17 protein-coding genes are annotated in these 16,959 nt (G+C 70.1%); 11 read left to right on the top strand and 6 right to left on the bottom strand.

The window, feature by feature from the left end; translation table 11 throughout:
- Positions 1-50: 50 nt before the first annotated feature.
- From ABD327_RS32365 to ABD327_RS32355, 3 genes are all read right to left on the bottom strand, one after another.
- The gene (locus tag ABD327_RS32365; RefSeq protein ID WP_344456393.1) at positions 51-797 is read right to left on the bottom strand and encodes a Mut7-C RNAse domain-containing protein; all 747 of its coding nucleotides are present in this window, start codon (positions 795-797) and stop codon (positions 51-53) included.
- 459 nt (positions 798-1,256) lie between these two features.
- Complete coding sequence (locus ABD327_RS32360; RefSeq protein ID WP_344456391.1) at positions 1,257-2,831, bottom strand: acyl-CoA carboxylase subunit beta; 1,575 nt, start codon at positions 2,829-2,831, stop codon at positions 1,257-1,259.
- Between the two features lie 317 nt (positions 2,832-3,148).
- Positions 3,149-3,700, bottom strand: a complete 552-nt coding sequence (locus ABD327_RS32355; RefSeq protein WP_344456389.1) for a GNAT family N-acetyltransferase — start codon at positions 3,698-3,700, stop codon at positions 3,149-3,151.
- Positions 3,701-3,751: 51 nt separating this feature from the next.
- Between ABD327_RS32355 and ABD327_RS32350 the strand changes: the two genes are divergently transcribed.
- The 9 genes from ABD327_RS32350 (at position 3,752) to ABD327_RS32310 (ending at position 11,532) form a co-directional block, all read left to right on the top strand.
- Positions 3,752-4,372, top strand: coding sequence for a TetR/AcrR family transcriptional regulator (locus ABD327_RS32350; protein WP_344456387.1), 621 nt, complete (start codon positions 3,752-3,754; stop codon positions 4,370-4,372).
- Positions 4,373-4,496: 124 nt separating this feature from the next.
- Positions 4,497-4,895: a VOC family protein gene (locus ABD327_RS32345; protein WP_344456385.1), complete on the top strand. Its 399-nt coding sequence runs from the start codon at positions 4,497-4,499 to the stop codon at positions 4,893-4,895.
- 142 nt (positions 4,896-5,037) lie between these two features.
- The gene (locus tag ABD327_RS32340) at positions 5,038-5,880 is read left to right on the top strand and encodes a DUF1963 domain-containing protein (RefSeq protein WP_344456383.1); all 843 of its coding nucleotides are present in this window, start codon (positions 5,038-5,040) and stop codon (positions 5,878-5,880) included.
- Between the two features lies 1 nt (position 5,881).
- Positions 5,882-6,466 (top strand): helix-turn-helix domain-containing protein, encoded by a 585-nt coding sequence (locus ABD327_RS32335; protein ID WP_344456381.1) that lies wholly within the window; start codon positions 5,882-5,884, stop codon positions 6,464-6,466.
- Between the two features lies 1 nt (position 6,467).
- Positions 6,468-7,397 carry an ABC transporter ATP-binding protein gene (locus ABD327_RS32330; protein ID WP_344456378.1) on the top strand — a complete coding sequence of 310 codons (930 nt, stop codon included), beginning with the start codon at positions 6,468-6,470 and terminating at the stop codon, positions 7,395-7,397.
- Positions 7,394-8,191: an ABC transporter permease gene (locus ABD327_RS32325; protein ID WP_344456375.1), complete on the top strand. Its 798-nt coding sequence runs from the start codon at positions 7,394-7,396 to the stop codon at positions 8,189-8,191. Before ABD327_RS32330 ends, ABD327_RS32325 begins: the two co-directional genes overlap by 4 nt.
- A 236-nt stretch (positions 8,192-8,427) precedes the next feature.
- Positions 8,428-9,186 carry an enoyl-CoA hydratase/isomerase family protein gene (locus tag ABD327_RS32320; protein WP_344456374.1) on the top strand — a complete coding sequence of 253 codons (759 nt, stop codon included), beginning with the start codon at positions 8,428-8,430 and terminating at the stop codon, positions 9,184-9,186.
- Entirely contained in the window at positions 9,186-10,394 is a 1,209-nt protein-coding gene (locus tag ABD327_RS32315; RefSeq protein ID WP_344456372.1) for an acyl-CoA dehydrogenase family protein, read from the top strand. Before ABD327_RS32320 ends, ABD327_RS32315 begins: the two co-directional genes overlap by 1 nt.
- A gap of 16 nt (positions 10,395-10,410) precedes the next feature.
- Positions 10,411-11,532 carry an acyl-CoA dehydrogenase family protein gene (locus ABD327_RS32310; RefSeq protein ID WP_344456370.1) on the top strand — a complete coding sequence of 374 codons (1,122 nt, stop codon included), beginning with the start codon at positions 10,411-10,413 and terminating at the stop codon, positions 11,530-11,532.
- 120 nt (positions 11,533-11,652) lie between these two features.
- On the opposite strand, the gene ABD327_RS32305 is transcribed toward ABD327_RS32310, so the two are convergent.
- The gene (locus tag ABD327_RS32305) at positions 11,653-12,225 is read right to left on the bottom strand and encodes a TetR/AcrR family transcriptional regulator (protein ID WP_344456368.1); all 573 of its coding nucleotides are present in this window, start codon (positions 12,223-12,225) and stop codon (positions 11,653-11,655) included.
- Between the two features lie 123 nt (positions 12,226-12,348).
- On the opposite strand from ABD327_RS32305, the gene ABD327_RS32300 reads away from it, so the two are divergent.
- Positions 12,349-13,542 (top strand): acyl-CoA dehydrogenase family protein, encoded by a 1,194-nt coding sequence (locus ABD327_RS32300; RefSeq protein WP_344456366.1) that lies wholly within the window; start codon positions 12,349-12,351, stop codon positions 13,540-13,542.
- On the top strand, positions 13,539-14,570 hold the full coding sequence (locus tag ABD327_RS32295) for a phosphotransferase family protein (protein WP_344456364.1): 1,032 nt from the start codon (positions 13,539-13,541) through the stop codon (positions 14,568-14,570). Before ABD327_RS32300 ends, ABD327_RS32295 begins: the two co-directional genes overlap by 4 nt.
- Positions 14,571-14,760: 190 nt before the next feature.
- Here ABD327_RS32295 and ABD327_RS32290 read toward each other — a convergent pair whose 3' ends face one another.
- Together ABD327_RS32290 and ABD327_RS32285 are read right to left on the bottom strand one after the other, a co-directional pair.
- Entirely contained in the window at positions 14,761-15,729 is a 969-nt protein-coding gene (locus tag ABD327_RS32290) for a PDR/VanB family oxidoreductase (protein WP_344456362.1), read from the bottom strand.
- Entirely contained in the window at positions 15,726-16,949 is a 1,224-nt protein-coding gene (locus tag ABD327_RS32285; RefSeq protein ID WP_344456360.1) for a cytochrome P450, read from the bottom strand. Before ABD327_RS32285 ends, ABD327_RS32290 begins: the two co-directional genes overlap by 4 nt.
- Between the last annotated feature and the right edge of the window lie 10 nt (positions 16,950-16,959).

Here is a 16,959-nt window from a genome sequence, read left to right as displayed (position 1 = left end):
CGGCATCGCAGTCGCCGCGCAGTGCATTCTGGTGGTGCGGTCGTGCGGTCCTAGTGCTGGGTGTTCGCCGCCGCGGTGATCTGCTGGGCCTGTGTGACGATCAGTTCCAAGCGGGCATGGTGGGCTCCCTGCCAGTAGACCTGGCCGCAGTCGGCGCACTTGGCGAAGGCGTCGTAGGCGTGTTCCGTGCCGTCCTTGAGCTCGGTGCGGACCGAGTCCTTGGTGGTTTTGACGAGGTCGCCGTTGCAGGAGACACAGCGTTCCCAGGGGGCGAGTTCCGGCGCGAAGCGTTCGAGTGTCTCGCGCAGCTGCTGCTCGGGGCGGGTGCTGTAGACGTAGGCGCCGGCCCAGAGCTCGCGGCGGCGCAGGAGGCCTCGGTCTCGGGAGAGCAGCACGCGGCGCTCGGCGGCCGAACGGGCGGCCAGCGCGGGGTCGCCGATGTCCGTGCTCTCGTATGCGGTGTCGATGCCCAGCAGCCGCATCCGTCGGGCCAGGGTGCCCAGATGGACGTCGAGCAGGAAGCGCAGCGGGGCGCCTTCGATCCGCTGCGGGCGGGAGACCGGGCGGACTTCTACGCTCTCACCGGCCGCCGGGACGTGAGCGGTCGACACCGTCTGACCGTCCACCAGAAGCCTGCCCACTTCAGTGAGGGGAACACCGAGGGATTCGACGACATGGCCGAGCGTGGAGACACCGTCGGTGATCACGGCGGTGCGTCCGGTCCGGCGACGGGCGTCCACGAAAATATGCAGGTCAGGAGCGAAAATGAGCTGTATTTCCGGTCGAATCACCGCCATAGGATGCCATCCGTTCACTTCCATGACCAACGCTTATCTCGGCCCGCACGCACGGTGAGCCTCTTCCTCTTACGACGATATGCGGACTGCTCGTCCGCCCGGCCGGCCACGCCGGCCGGGGCAGGAAGTACCGACGATGGGCACGCCGCTCAGTCCTTGATCAGCGGATCATGGGGTTCGCCCTCCGTCGTGGAGATCAGGAGGGGTCCTTGCCTGTCCGGCATGTCTTTCAGATACTCGGCAGCCGACCCCCCTGGCCCGACCCGGTGCACGGAACCGAGGTCGAGCAGATCTTGCACGCGACCTCGAGCACGGTGGGCGGCACCTTGGGGACGGGGCGGATCCGGCCCCGTCCAGGCCGAACCCGCCCCTCGAGCGATCATCTGCCGGAAACGGACCCGATCCTGCCGCCAGCCGAATCCGGTCGTGTGCCGTGAGCGGTGAGAGTGCTCGGCGGGCTCAGAGGGGGATGTTCCCGTGCTTGCGAGGAAGGGTGTCCGGGCGCTTGTTCTGCAGGGCGACGAAGGCTTCGGCGACCGCCGTGCGGGTCTCGTGGGGGAGGATCACCTCGTCGACGTAGCCGCGTTCGGCGGAGACGTAGGGGTTGCAGAGGTCCCGGGTGTACTCGGCCAGGAGGCGGCTGCGCTCGGCCGCCGGGTCCGCGGCGGCCTTCACGGTCCGGTGGTGCAGGACGGTGACGGCGCTCTCGGCGCCCATGACGGCGATCTCGGCCGTCGGCCAGGCGAAGTTGATGTCGGTGCCCAGGTGCTTGGAGCCCATCACCCCGTAGCCGCCCCCGTAGGCCTTGCGGGTGACGACGGTGACCATCGGGACGGTGGCCTCGGCGTAGGCGTAGATCAGCTTGGCTCCGCGGCGGATGATGCCGCCGCGCTCCTGGTCGAGGCTCGGGAGGAAGCCCGGCACGTCCACGATGCTGAGGATGGGGATGTTGAAGGCGTCGCAGGTGCGGATGAAGCGGGCGGCCTTCTCGCTGGCGTCGATGTCGAGAGCGCCGGCCATGTGCATGGGCTGGTTGGCCACCACGCCCACGCTGCGGCCGTCGATCCGCCCGAAGCCGCAGATCACGTTGGGCGCGAAGAGGGGCTGGACCTCGAGCAGCTCGCCCTCGTCCAGGACGGTGTGGACGACCTTGAGCATGTCGTAGGGCCGGTTGCGGCTGTCGGGGACCAGCGAGTCGAGGGCCAGGTCCTCCTCGGTGAACTCGCGCGGCTCGGTGGCGGCGTAGACGGGCGGCTCGTCCATGTTGTTCGACGGCAGGTAGCCCAGGAGCAGACGCACGTACTCGAAGGCCGACTTCTCGTCGGGCGCCAGATGGTGGGCGACGCCGGAGACGGTGCTGTGGCTGTGCGCGCCGCCGAGCTCCTCGCGGTCCACCTCGTGCCCGGTGACCGTCTTGAGGACCTCGGGTCCGGTGACGAACATGTGCGAGGTGCCCTCGACCATCACGATGAAGTCGGTGATCGCCGGGGCGTACACGGCGCCGCCGGCACAGGGCCCGGCCATGAGGGAGATCTGCGGGATTATTCCGGAAGCCCGAACGTGCCGCTTGACCAGTTCCGCGTAGTAGGCGAGGGAGACCACTCCTTCCTGGATGCGGGCGCCGCCGGAGTCGTTGACGCTGATGATCGGGCAGCCGGTCTTCAGAGCCAGGTCCATCACCTTGACGACCTTCTCGCCGTACACCTCGCCCAGCGCCCCTCCGAAGACGGTGAAGTCCTGGGCGAACACGCAGACCCGCCGGCCGTCGATGGTGCCGTAACCGGTGATCACGCCGTCGCCGAAGGGGCGGTCCTCGTTCAGGCCGAGGGCGGGGTTGCGGTGGCGGGCCAGCGCGTCGAGCTCACGGAAGGATCCGGGATCGAGCAGGCCCTCGATCCGCTCGCGGGCCGTCAGCTTCCCCTTCGCGCGCTGGCGCTCGACCGCGCGGGGGTCTTGCGGCTCGGCGAGACGGGCCCTGCGCCGCCGCAGCTCCTCCAGTTTCTCCGCCGTCGTTCCTACGAAGTCACCAGACATTCCGTCTCCCGCCGTCAGCCGATCCGGTGGAGCGTATCGCCGATTGGTATGGGAATGTCTAGAGCCTGGCGATATGCAAGGTGATCGCAGATTTCCTAGCCGATGAGGCTCGCCACGGCTGCGGAGGGCTGAGTGAGGGAACCGAGGCGCGAACATTCCCGCCTGAGAATTCCTGACAGAAGGTGCCGTTGGTGACCGTTCGGCATCCCTTCCCGCGCCTCCTGCGGCCGTTGAACGGACACCGGCCGCGGACCGAGACCGAGTCCTGGTGCCGGTCGACGGGCGACTGCGTGCCTGCCGGACGAAGCCGTCGCCGGTCAGTGGCCGAGGGCCCGCCATTCGGGAGCGAGGAGTGCCCAGAGTTGCTTGTCGTAGCGCACTCCCTCGTACGGCCATGCCTCGCGGCGCACCCCCTCCAGGGTCATGCCGAGCCGCTTGGCCACCGCTGAGCTGCGGTCGTTGTCGGCCCGGCAGTGCCACTCGGCCCGGTGCAGCCCTCGGGACGTGAACGCCCAGTCCAGCAGCGCACCGCACGCCTGTGTGACCAGGCCGTGGCCCTCGGCGGACGGCTCCAGCCAGCAGCCGATTTCGCACGAGCCGACAGCGGCGTCGAAGTCGTTGAACAGCACGCCGCCGATCAGCGTTCCGCGCCGCCAGATGCCGTACAGGCGGGCGCCGTCACTCGCCTGGCGTTCCGCATACCGCTGCAGAGTGGCCCGCGCCCCGTCCAGGTCGTCGGTGACGAACGCGGGCCCGACCCACGGGCGGATGTGCTCACGCGCCCGGTCGAGGTGGTCGGCGAACTCTTCGGCGTGCCAGACCTCCAGCGGGCCGAGGCGGGCGTCGTCGCGCAGCGGCAGCGAGAACATGAGGACCTCCCCATTCACATAACAAGTGTTGTGTGAATGTACCGTGGTGGCATGCCACGCACCAAGGGGGATCACGAGGCACGCCGACGCGATGTCTCCGAAGCGGTCTGGCAGGTCATGGCCGCACGCGGCTTCGCCGGCCTGACCCTGCGCGCCGTCGCCGCCGAACTCGGCGCGACCACCGGCCTGCTCACGCACTACTTCCCGACCAAGCGCGCCCTGGTGGAGTACGCCCTCGACCTGCTCGAACAGCGCACGCTCTCCCGCCCTCGCCGCGACTCGGGCAAGGGTCTGGCCGCCCTGAGAGACGGGCTGCTGGACATTCTCCCGCTGACTCCCGAGGCCGCCGACAGCAACCGGATCTGGGTGTCCTCCTGGGACGCCGCGCTTTCCGACCCCGACCTGAGCACCGGCTACGCCCACAAGTACGCCGTAAGCCGCGACAGGCTGAGCGAGCAGGTGGCCGCGGCCCAGGAGCTCGGCGAACTGCCCCCCGGCGACCCCGCGGAGATCGCGGCCGGGGCCCAGTCCTTCGTCCTGGGCCTGGTGGTTCAGGCCTTGTTCGCCCCTGCGGCGTTCCCGCCGCAGCGGCAGGTCCAGCTCCTCGACGACTACCTGGCCACCCTGACCGCCCCGGATCGCTCCGGCAACCGCCGATCCGCGCGATCCTGACGGCGAACTGCAATCGGTCGCGGGGTCGTCCGCTGACGGTACGTGATTTTCCTTCCGCTGATCGATCTGGCCCGTCTCGCCGTGTCCGGCCGTCGAACGGGGGAGGCTCTGAGAGAGTGATCTCATGCCCTTGAGCGCGTATCAACTCAGGACTTCGATCGCGGTGTCCGACATACAGGAGGCGGTCGCGTTCTACGAAGGCAAACTGGGCCTACCGGTGCTGGAGTCCGGCCCCAGCGCCGACATCACCGACGGCAACCGCGTCTATGGCTCTGGCGGCGGGCCGGCGCTGAACGTGTACCAGTCGGCCACCGCCGGGAAGACCCCGGCGACGCTGGCGACGTGGTACGTCGACGACCTCGATCAGATCGTTGACGAGCTCGTCTCGTCCGGCGTCGAGTTCGTCCGCTACGACCAGTTCGAACACGACGCCAAGGGCATCACCGCCCGGGCCGGCGGTGGACGTATCGCGTGGTTCCAGGACCCGGACGGCAATACCTTCGCCCTCGAAGCCGACGTCTGATCCCCTGTCGGGGATGCGGCGCCGCTAGAGGCGGGTGCTTCGGGACTGTGATCCCCGCGTGAATGGCGACAACGGCGTGTGCAGGCCACCCGATCGCCGGGCCCGCCCTCTCGTCGTTGCGTCCGTGGAATCATGCTGAGCCATGGATCATCAGGGGCGGTTTCGTCGTGCGGCGCTCGCCTTGGACGTCCCGGACGACGAGATCAGCAGGTTCGTCGAGCACCTTCGGTTGTCGATCCGGTTGAGCGGGGGCTCCGGCGGTGTTCCGGTCGGGCGGTTCGGTGGGGCGCCCCGGCTGCCGGTCGACGAGGACTGGCCGTCCGACGGGATCGGTCGGTTGCCGTTCGTCTTCTCCGTCGACTGCGCGGCGCTGCCGAGGGTCGACGGCTTCGGCCTGCCGGCGGACGGCTCGCTGCTGTTCTTCTTGGACCATGAGAACGATCACCTGGCCAGTGCCACCGGGGAGCAGGGATACGCGCGAGTCGTGTATGTGTCGGCCGATACCGACACCGCGGTCGCAGAACCCCCCGACCCCGGGTTCCTCGGCAAGCAGTACGACGTCAGCGCCACACTCTGCGCAGAGCTGCCCGATTGGTTCTCGACGCACGAGGACGAGGAGGAGGACGACCTGTCGCCCTTCCAGCAGCGAGTGGATGTCGCTCGCCCGCTTTCCCGCGGTAGACGAGTTCTATTACGGGAGCTTCGTGATCCGCCACGACGACCTGGCCGCCGGCCGCCTGGACAAGGCGTTTTCCGTGACCGAGTTCAGCGAGTAGAAACCCCCTCGGGGGTGCCGACCGCGGCCGCGGATCCGCGTCCTTCAACCGGTGGTCTTCACCGCGGGCATGACCCGCTGAAGCACCTCGTCGACGAACTCCGGGGTGTCGGCTCAAGCCGCAGGTCGGTTCCGGGTGCGAGTTACCCTTGCTCCTTGAGCTCTGCGGCCGCGCTGTCATTATCATTATCGATAGTGATAATGTCATAGGGTGAAGGATTCCAAGAAGCGCTGGGCGGAGCTCGCCCTGCACCCGGTGCGGATACGGGTGCTGCGGGCGGTCGGCGGCGGGCAGCGCACCACCCGCGAGATCGCCGGTCTGCTGCCGGACGTGCCTCAGGCGACGCTCTACCGGCATCTGGCCGCGCTCGCCCAAGGCGGCCTGCTCGAGGTGGTCGAAGAACGCAGGGTCGGCGGGACCACCGAGCGTGTCTACGCGCTGCCGCCCGGCGGGGCGGTGCTCAGTGGGGAAGCGCTGGCCGAGGCGACGCGTGAGGACCACGGGCGTTACTTCACCGCGTTCGTCTCCAGCCTGCTCGCGGAGTTCTCCCGCTACCTGGCGCGCGAGCGGATCGATCTGGCGGCCGACGGCGTCGGCTACCAGCAGGTGGTGCTGCACCTGGATGACGAGGAGTTCGCCGACTTCGCCCGGGGTTTCGCCGAGCTCGTCCAGCCGCTGGCCGCCAACGAACCGAGGAGGGGGCGGACGCCGCGGCTGCTGGCGACCGTGCTCATGCCCGTGGACCCGCCGACCGCGGAGAAGGACGACACGACGCCCCCGAAAGAGAGGCAGTGACATGACGGAAGCGACCATGACCGGCGAGAGGCTCCGGATCGAGGCGAGGCACCTGACCAAGCGCTTCGGCGACATCACCGCCGTGGACGACCTCGGCTTCACCGTGGAGCCCGGCCGGGTCACAGGGTTCCTGGGGCCCAACGGCTCGGGAAAGACGACGACGATGCGGATGATGATCGGTCACATCACCCCCACCTCCGGTTCGGTCACCATCGGCGGGAAGAGGTACCGCGAGTTCACCGATCCGTCGGCCGCCGTCGGCGCAGTCTTCGACGCGGCCTCCTTCCACCCCGATCACTCGGCCCGCGACCACCTGCGCGTGTACGCCGCGATGGGCGGCCACCCCGATGAACGCGTCGACGAACTGCTGTCGCTGATGGACCTCACCGGTGCCGCGCGCCGCAGGACGCGCGGCTTCTCCACCGGCATGCGCCAACGGCTCAACCTGGCGACCGCGCTGCTGGGCGACCCGCGGGTCCTGCTGCTGGACGAGCCGAGCAACGGACTGGACCCCGCCGGCACGGCCTGGCTCCGCTCCTTCCTGCGGCACCTCGCGGGGGAGGGCCGCACGGTTCTGATCTCCAGCCACGTGCTCGGTGAAATCCAGCAGGTCGCCGACGACGTCGTGGTGATCCGGCAGGGACGGCTGGTCACCGCGGCGCCTCTGTCGGAACTGTCCGGCATGGAGGCGGCGGTCCTGATCCGCTCGCCCGACGCGGAAGCGCTGGTCCAGGTGTTCACCCGGCAACCGCCCGCCGGGCCGGAGCCGCGCGTGGAGCGGATCGGGCCGGACCAGCTGCGCGTGTGGGGGCCGGACGCGGCGCACCTCGCCGACCTGGCCGCCGCGCACCACCTTCGGATCCACGGCCTGACCACCGAGGAACCCGACCTGGAACGACTCTTCCTCGACCTGACAGGGAGCACGCGGTGAACCGTCTGATCAAAGCCGAGTTCCGCAGGCTGCTGGCCACCCGGATGTGGTGGGGCGCCCTGCTGGTCGGCGGGCTCCTGGGCGGCGGGCTGATCGGCATGCTGACGCTGGCCGGCCCCGAGAACTTCAACCCCCCGATGCCGGGGCTGCACACCGAGCAGGGGGTGCGGACGGTCCTGGGCTTCCTCGGATACACCGCGCTCGTTCCCGCCGCGATCGGCACCCTGGCGGTGACGTCGGAGTACCGGCACCGGACCATCAACTTCACGTTCCTGTTCGCACCGCGCCGCTGGCAGGTGCTGGTCGCCAAGATCGTCACCCACGGCGCGGCGGGCGTCTGCTACGGGCTGGTCCTCACCACGACCGCCGCCCTGGCCTTCTTCGGCTCCGCGGCGGCGAGGGACGTGACGCTCGGCATGCCCACCGCGGACATCATCGAGCTGCTGGCCAGGACCGGCCTGGCGATGGCCGCCTATACGGTGCTCGGAATCGGCATGGGCGCCCTGATCCGCAACCAGGTCGCGGCCCTCGCCGTGGTCATCGGATACCTGTACGCGGGTGAGACGCTCCTGATGATGATCCCCGGCATCCGGCACCTCTACCCGTGGCTGCCCGGCGGCGCCGCCGCGGCACTGACCGACTTCACCGCGATCTCCGACGCCCTCGCGCAGCAGATGTCCACCGACCCCGTCCACCTGCTCTCCCCGGTGGGCGGCCTGCTCGTCCTCCTGGCATACACCGCTCTGGCCGCCACCGCCGCCGTGCTCAGCCCGATGCGCCGCGACGTCACCTGACAGCCGGTCCGGCGCGGACCCACGACCTGGCAAGTCCTCTGACGCCGAGGCCCTACCCGGGGCCTGCCGGAATCAGTCGGCGACCACCGCGCCATGCTCCGCACGGGGGCACTCGCCGGAGGCAATCCGAACGGCGTTCTGTTAACTTCACCCAAGGAACACGAGCGTTTCCTCATTCCCGGGGGCGGCGCTCGGGGGCCAGGCCGTTCCGATGGTCGATCATCAGGAGAGTTGCCATGACGGACCTCGTGAGCCGGACGGATCGTCAGGGATGGACCCTGCTGACCCTGAACCGGCCCGACAAGCTCAACGCGCTGACCGTGGAGATGTTCCGGGAGCTGCGCCGCCACGTGGTCGAGCTGCGGGACGACGACGGGGTCGGATGCGTGGTGATCCGGGGGGCCGGCAGGTGCTTCTCGGCCGGCCACGACCTGTCGTCCATCGCCGAGGGCGAGGAGGTGCCCTCGCCCGGCTGGCACAGCGAGACCCTCCGGATGCTGGAGCGGCTGCCCAAGCCCGTGATCGCCGCCGTGCACGGGCACTGCTACACCGGAGCCCTGGAGGTCGCGCTCGCCGCCGACCTCATCATCGCGGCCGACAACGCGCGCTTCGGCGACACGCACGCCAAGTGGGCGCTGACCCCCGTGTGGGGGATGAGCCAGCGCCTGCCCCGCCGGGTGGGCGTCGCGACCGCCAAGCGGCTCATGTTCACCGCCGAGACGATCGACGCCGACGAGGCGGTGCGCATCGGCCTCGCCGAGTACACCGTGCCGTACGAACGCTTCGACGCCGAGATCGAGGCGCTCGCCGGACGGATCACGGCGAACTCGCCGTTCACCCACGCGGCCGTCAAACGCCTGCTCGAGGCGACCGACGGCCGTCCGCTCGACGCCGGCCTGCAATGGGAGGTCGCCGAGAGCGAAGGGGTCGGCCCTGACATGCACGAGCGGATCGCCGCCTTCACCGGACGGTCCCAGAGAGGAGAGACGCGCTGATGAACATCGAGCCGAATCCGGAGCTCGAGGCCTTCCGCCGGGAGGTCGCGGAATTCCTCGACACGGCGCCGACGGACGCCGTCCGGGAGGCGGGGCGCAAGACGACGAGCGTGTTCGCCCCCTTCGAGGAGACCATCGCCTGGCAGAAGATCCTCAACGACCGGGGTTGGGCCGCGCCGGAGTGGCCGGTGGAGTACGGCGGCACCGGCTGGTCGGAGCAGGAGCGCTTCGTCTTCGCCGAGGAGTACAGCAAGCGGGACCTGCCGCCGCTGCTGCCCAACTGCCTCAAGATGATCGGGCCGCTGATCATCGACCTGGGCACCGAGGAGCAGAAGGCCGAGTACCTGCCGAGGATGCTGTCCGGCGAGGACTACTGGACGCAGGGCTACTCCGAGCCGGAGGCCGGCTCGGACCTGGCGTCGCTCAGCTGCACCGCGGTCGCCGACGGCGACGACTACATCATCAACGGCAGCAAGACCTGGACGACGCTCGCCCACCACTCGAACCGGATGTTCATGCTGGTCCGCACCAGCAGCGAGGGCAAGAAGCAGCAGGGCATCACCTTCCTGCTCCTGGACCGCGTCGACTACCCCGGCATGGAGATCCGGCCCATCGTCGGCCTCGACGGCTTCCCCGAGCAGTGCGAGGTGTTCTTCGACAACGTGCGCGTCCCGCAGTCGGGCCGCGTCGGAGCCGAGAACGAGGGCTGGACCGTCGCCAAGCACCTGCTCAAGTACGAGCGCGGCGGCTCGTCGCAGGCCCCGTGGCTCTACCGCTTCCTCCGGACGCTCCGCGAGGCGGCCGCGACGCGCCCCTCACCGTTCGGCGGCACGCTCGCCGAGGACCCGGTGTTCCAGCGGGAGCTCGGCGAACTGGAGGCGGACGTCGCGTCCGTGGAGGCGGTGGAGAAGCTCGCGGTGAGCGGGCACCCCATCGCCGACGACCCGGCCCTCCCGTCGTTCAACAAGACCGTCAACACCGAGCTGATCCAGCGGCTGACCTCCCTGATGGCGCGGGTGAGCGGCCTCGAAGGGCTCTCGCTGCAGCTCCAGGCACTGACGGTCGGAAGCGGGGTGGAGCCGCTGGGCGACGGCTTCGACCTGATCGCCATGCCGTACTACCTCAACAGCCGGGCGGCCTCGATCTACGCGGGCACCAACGAGGTGCAGCGCGACCTGATCGCACGTTCCCTCATGATGAGCCGCTGAGCGCAGGAGAGCGACGATGGACTTCACCTTCACCGACGAGCAGACGATGCTGCGCGAGAGCGTCGGCCGTTACCTCGCGAAGAACTATGCCTTCGAGGAGCGCCAGGCGATCGTGCGATCCGACCGCCCCTTCTCGGCCGAGGCGTGGCGGGCCTTCGCCGACTTCGGACTGCTCGCCCTCCCGTTCCCCGAGGCCCTCGACGGCCTCGGCGGTTCGGTCGTCGACCTCGTCGCGGTCGGCGAGCTGTTCGGCGAGCACCTGGTGGTCGAGCCCTACCTGTCCTCGATCCTGCTGGCCGGGCGGGCGCTGGCGGAGTTCGGCGAGCACCCGCAGGCCGAGCGCTGGCTCGGGCGGCTCATGGCCGGCGAGGCGCTCGCCGCGTTCGCCCACGAGGAGGGCGCCGGCACGGCCGATCCCGCGCTGGTGGCCGCGCGGTGCATCCCGGCGGATGGCGGGTACCGCTTGGACGGCGAGAAGCGGCTGGTGCTCGGCGGCGCGAACGCCGACGTCCTGGTCGTCACCGCGCGCGTCGGGGGAGAGCCCGGCGGACGGGAGGGACTGGCGCTGCTGGTCGTCGAGCCCGGAGCGCCCGGCGTGCGGATCACCCCCTTCACCGCGCTGGACGGCAGGAGCGCCGCCCACATCGTCTTCGACGCCGTCGAGATCCCCTCGGACGGCTGCCTGACGACCGACGCCCACCAGGCGATCACCAGGACCCTGGACGACGCGGTCATCGCCCTGTCCGCCGAAGCGGTCGGGGCGATGGGAGCCCTGCTGCGCCAGACCGGCGAATACGCCGTCACCCGCCGGCAGTTCGGCGTCCCGATCGGGACCTTCCAGACCGTCGCCCACCGGCTGGCCGACATGAAGATCGCTTTCACGAAGGCCCGCGCGACCCTCCTGTACACGGCCGCGCTCGCCGAGGCGGGCCGGGCCGGACGGCGCGAGGTGTCCGTCCTCAAGGCCCAGGTCGGACGGCTCGGCCGCACCCTCGCCGAAGCGGCCGTGCAGACCCACGGCGGCATCGGCATGACCGACGAACTCCCCGTCGGCCACTACATGAAGCGCATCCTCGCCATCGACGCCATGTTCGGCGACAGCGGCTACCACTACCGCGTGGTGGGAGCCGGCGCCTAGAAGCCGATGAAGGCCGCGGTTTCCGGGCCCGCCGCGGACGCGCCGGGCCCGGACTCGTCGTGCGGTGCAGGAGGAGCGGCCGGGGGGAGACAGCCGGGCCGCTTCCCTCGGGCCTTCTTCTCAGAGTTCTGTCGCGCCGACGAGGCGGAGGGTGAAGTCGCTGTACTGCCAGACGACGGCGTCCTCGGAGAGCTCGCCGTCCTCGCTGTACCAGGCCGAGACGCCCATGCCGAGGTCGAGGATGGCGAAGGAGGCCAGGCGGGCGGAGGTGACGTGGAAGCGTCCGGCGGCGATGCCGGCGTTGACGAGTTCGCGGAAGTGGTTCTCGTACTCGGCGCGCAGGGCCAGGATCCTGGCGCGGTGGGGTTCGACGAGGCCGCGGATCTCGCGGTTGCCGACGAACGCCTCGAGGCGGTGCCGGGCGTGGTAGCGGACGTGTGCCTCGGTGGCGCGGCGCAGGCGCTCGGTGGGGTCGTCGCTGCCGGCCACGGCCGTCCGGTGGAGGGCGAGCAGCTCCTCCATCGTGGTGGTCATGATCTGGGCCAGCAGGTCCTGTTTGGACGCGACGTGCTTGTAGAGGCTCGGGCCGCGGATTCCGACCGCGGCTCCGATGTCGGCCATGGTGGTGGCCTCGTATCCCTGGCGAGTGAACAGCTCCAGGGCCGCGGCGCGGATGTCGTCGGACCGGCTCAACTTTCCTCCACTTTCAGCTAACACAAGATAGCCCATGGTGGCGGTTCAATGGGGTGTGTCTAGGTTCGTTCAAGTCAGGGCGCTAAGCTTGAGGCTAATAGTCATTAGCCTTTGGGAGGCGTCATGGCAGTCGACCTTGACCAGGACCAGCCTGTGGCGGAGCTGGCGCGGCGCACCGCGGAGTTCGTCCGCCGGGTGGTGGTGCCCGTCGAGGAGCGGGAGCGCGGGGTGGCACGCTCGGAGGAGGTGCGGCTCGAGCTGCAGCGGGCTGCCAAGGATGCGGGGGTGTTCGCCCCGCACGTGAGCGCAGAGTACGGCGGCCACGGGCTCGACATGAGGGGCCGCGCCGCCGTGTTCGAGGAGGCGGGCTACTCGCTGCTGGGCCCGCTGGCCCTGAACATCGCCGCGCCCGACGAGGGCAACATGCACATGTTGGAGATCATCGCCACCGAGGAGCAGAAGGAGCGCTACCTGCGGCCGCTGGCGGCGGGCGACATCCGGTCCTGCTTCGCGATGACCGAGCCGGCGCCCGGGGCGGGCTCGGACCCCGCCGCGCTCAGCACGCGCGCGCAGCGAGTGCCCGGCGGCTGGCGCATCGACGGCCGCAAGTGGTTCATCACCGGCGCCGACGGCGCGGGCTTCGCGATCTGCATGGCCCGCACCTCGGGCGAGGCCGGCGAGGCGGGCGGCGCCACCATGTTCCTGGTCGACGCCGACAATCCCGGCATGAAGATGGTCCGCCACATCGAGACCCTGGACGAGAGCCTCTACGGCGGCCACATCGAGATCGTCTTCGACGGCTGCGTGGTGCCGGACGAGGCCGTGCTCGGCGAGGTCGACCAGGGATTCCGCTACGCGCAGGTCAGGCTGGGGCCGGCCCGGATGACGCACTGCATGCGCTGGCTGGGCATCGCCCGCCGCTCCCAGGACATCGCCGTCGCCCGCGCGGCCGAGCGGCGCCTCTTCGGCTCCCGGCTGGGCGAGCTGGGCATGGTCCAGCAGATGATCGCCGACAACGAGATCGACATCGCCGCGGCCCGCGGCCTCATCACCCAGGCGTGCTGGGAGCTCGACCAGGGACGCCACGCCTCCCAGGCCGTCTCGATCGCCAAGACCTTCAGCGCCGAGGCCGTCTGGCGGGTCGTCGACCGCTCCCTGCAGATCTGCGGCTCCCTCGGCGTCTCCGGAGACATCCTGCTCAGCCGCTTCCTGCGCGAGGTGCGGCCCTTCCGCATCTACGACGGCCCGTCCGAGACGCACCGCTGGGCCATCGCTCGCCGTGCCCTGCGCGAGCACGACAAGAAGGCCGGACGATGAGCACCGAGACGACGACCCTGGACGGGCTCGACCTGCCCGCGCTCGAGCGGTTCTTCGCCGAGCGGGTGCCCGGGTTCGGCGGCCGGCTCACCGCCGAGCTCGTCCAGGGCGGCCGGTCCAACCTGACCTACCGGCTCTCCGACGGACGGGCGACCTGGGTGCTGCGCCGGCCTCCGCTGGGCGGCCTCACCCCCTCGGCCCACGACATGCAGCGCGAGTACCGGGTCGTCGCCGCGCTGTCGGACACCGACGTCCCGGTGGCCCGCGCGGTGGCCTTGGCCGAGGCGGACGTGCTCGGTGTGCCCTTCGCGGTGGTCGAGTACGTCGAGGGCGCGGTGATCCGCACGACCGAGGAACTGCACGCCCTGCCGCAGGAGCAGATCACCCGCTGCGCCCACGGTCTGATCGACGTGCTGGCCCGGCTGCACGCCGTCGATCCCGCCGAGGTCGGCCTGGCGGAGTTCGGACGGCCGGAAGGCTACCTCGCCCGTCAGGTCAGGCGCTGGCACGACCAGTGGCAGCGGGTGCGCACCCGCGAGCTCGACGACATAGACCGCCTGCATGAGCGCCTGTCCGCCGCCTGCCCCGCCGAGAGCGGCGCCTCGATCGTGCACGGCGACTACCGCATCGACAACGCCATCCTCGACCCCGCCGATCCGGGCGAGGTGCGCGCGGTCGTGGACTGGGAGATGGCCACCCTCGGCGACCCGCTCGCCGACCTCGCCCTGCACCTGGTCTACGCCGACCCCGCCTTCGCCCCCGTGCTGGCGGGCTCGGCCGCTTCGACCAGCCCCCGCCTGCCCTCCACCGCCGACCTCGCCGAACGCTACGCCCGCGCCGGCGGACGCGACCTCGGCGACCTGCAGTTCCACCTCGCCCTCGGCTACTTCAAGATCGCCGTCATCGCCGAAGGCATCCACGCCCGCCACCGCCAGGGCATGACCCGCGGCACCGGCTTCGAGACCGTCGGCCGGGCCGTCGCCCCGCTCGCCGCCGCCGGCCTGAAAGCCCTGGGGCAGAGCGTGTGACGGGTGCCGGCGGGAGGGCTCCAAGTGCCGCCGACCGGCGGCCCGGCCGGCGGCACTTGGAACAGAACGCGATCAGCGGGCCGTACAACGCGCCGGGCGTTCAGGATCGCGACGGTGCCCGCCCGCTGCTGGAGCACCCGCGGGAGGTGTTCGAGAAGCGGGCTGAACGGATCGGTCCGTACGCGGGCCCTCAGACGTCCAGGACCAGCCGGAGGCCCTGGCAGCGGGAGACGCAGATCATCATGGTCTTGTTCTCCGAGCGTTCGGACTCGTTGAGGACCGCGTCGCGGTGGTCCGGGACACCGGCGACGACTCCGGTCTCGCAGGTGGCGCAGGTGCCCTCCCTGCAGGACGAGTCGACCGGGACTCCCGCGCGTTCCAGAACGTCGAGGATGGATTCGTCCGGGCCTACCTGCAGCGTCCTGCCCGAGGAGAACAGCTCGATCTCGAAACTCGTCGTCGGGGCGGCTTCGGCATCTGCTCGTGGAGCGAAGCGCTCGACATTGAGGTTCCCGATGGAGAAGCGCGCGCACATCTGCTCGACGGCCGACAACAGGGGTTCCGGACCACAGCAGTACACCGCGGTGCGGTCGTCGGCATCGCGGAGGATGCGATCGAGCGGCAGCAGGCCGGTCTCGTCCTCGGGCAGGATTTCGACGGAACCCGGATGGTCCTTCATGAGGTCGTCCGCGTAGGCCATCGACGCCCTCGTGCGGCCGCCGTAGGCGAGCCTCCATGGCACGGAGCGCGCGTTCACGGATCGGAGCATCGGAAGAAGCGGGGTGATGCCGATGCCGCCCGCGACGAACAGATACCGGTCGGCGTCGACCAGCCGGAAGTTGTTGCGCGGGCCGCGCAGCGTGATCGCGTCTCCGACGGCCAGACGGTCATGGACGAACGCGGAGCCGCCGCGGCCGTCGGGCGCGCGGAGGACGGCGACACGGATCGACCTTCGGTCGCCGGGCTCGCCGCACAGCGAATACTGCCGGACGAGGCCGTCGCCGAAGACCAGGTCGATGTGGCTTCCCGGCTCCCAGACAGGAAGATCAGCACCGTCATGGGTCCGCATCACCAGTTCGACGACGCCGTCGGCCACTGTCTCCTTCCGCTCGATGACGGCGTCGAACGAAGGACCGGCCTGGGAGGCGCGGAGGGTCACGCGGTCACCGTGGCGTTCTTGATCGCCAGGTCCACCCGGTTCATGCCCCAGACGGCGCCGCTGTGGGACTGCGCCGCCACGACGCTGTAGGAGGCGACGGCTCGGTGGAACTCTTCGAGGGCCGCGGCCAGCACCACGCGGGCCAAGGGGGCACCGATGCACTTGTGAGGGCCCACGGAGAAGGCGACGTGCCGGTTGACCGCGCGGGTGAAGACGGCGATGTCCGGCTGGTCGTACTCGGCGGCGTCGTGGTTGGCGGCGGCGATGAGGCAGTGCACCGTGTCGCCCTTCGCGATGCGCACGCCCTCGACCTCGGTGTCCGCGGTGGCGGTCCGGCTCGGCATGGCCGGAGCGCCCATGCGCAGGAACTCCTCGACGATCGCCGGGATCTCTTCGGGGTGCGTGCGCAGGTACTCCTGCGCCTCGGGGTGCTCGCCCAGATAGGCCAGCGACTGCGACAGAACGCTCTGCGTCGTGTCGAGACCCGCGATCATTAGCAGCCGAAGCAGCGCCACCAGCTTGTTCTCGGGGATGGGGGCGCCGTCGTCCAGCGTGCTGTCGATGATCACACTGGTCATGTCCTCGGTGGCCTTCACGCCGGAACGGCGCTCGGCGACGCGGTCGCGGACGTACTGGGCGATCTGGTTACCCGCGTCCAGCTTGGCGGCGGCCCGCTCCTCCTGCGTCGCGTTCGCCGGGCCGTTGAGCTGGAGCTCGGCGAGATGCTCGAGCATCTCGCGGTCCTTGAGCGGCCAGTCGAGCATCCCCAGGAACATCGAACTCGCCAGGGGCCGGGCGTATTCGGCGACGACCTCGCACGACCCGCGCTCGCCGAAGCCGGCGATGAGGGACCTCGCGACGTCCCGGATCGTGTCCTGCATCTGCTGCACCCGGCGCGGCGAGAACAGCGGGATGAGGAGACGCCGGTACTGGCGGTGCTCGTCCCCGTCCATCTCGATGGGCACGTGGAGTTCGCGGTCCACCTCCACGAGGGTGACCCCCTTGCGGGGCTGCGCGCTGGAGAAGCGTGCGGCGTCCGAGAGGACCTGGCGGACGCCCGCGTGGGAGGTGATGACCCAGTGCCCTCCGTTGTGGTCGGTCCAGACGACGGGACCGAGCCGGCGCCACGACTCGGCCTTCTCGAGCGCCTGCTCGATCGAGTCGCCGCTGAAGGCGTTGAAATCCACGACGAGGTCGGCCGGAACGTGGTCAGGTCTCATGATCATTCTT

Origin of the sequence: Actinocorallia aurantiaca, assembly GCF_039533685.1 — a bacterium.
Classification (GTDB): Bacteria; Actinomycetota; Actinomycetes; order Streptosporangiales; family Streptosporangiaceae; genus Actinocorallia; species Actinocorallia aurantiaca.
This window is presented reverse-complemented; position numbering and strand designations above follow the sequence as displayed.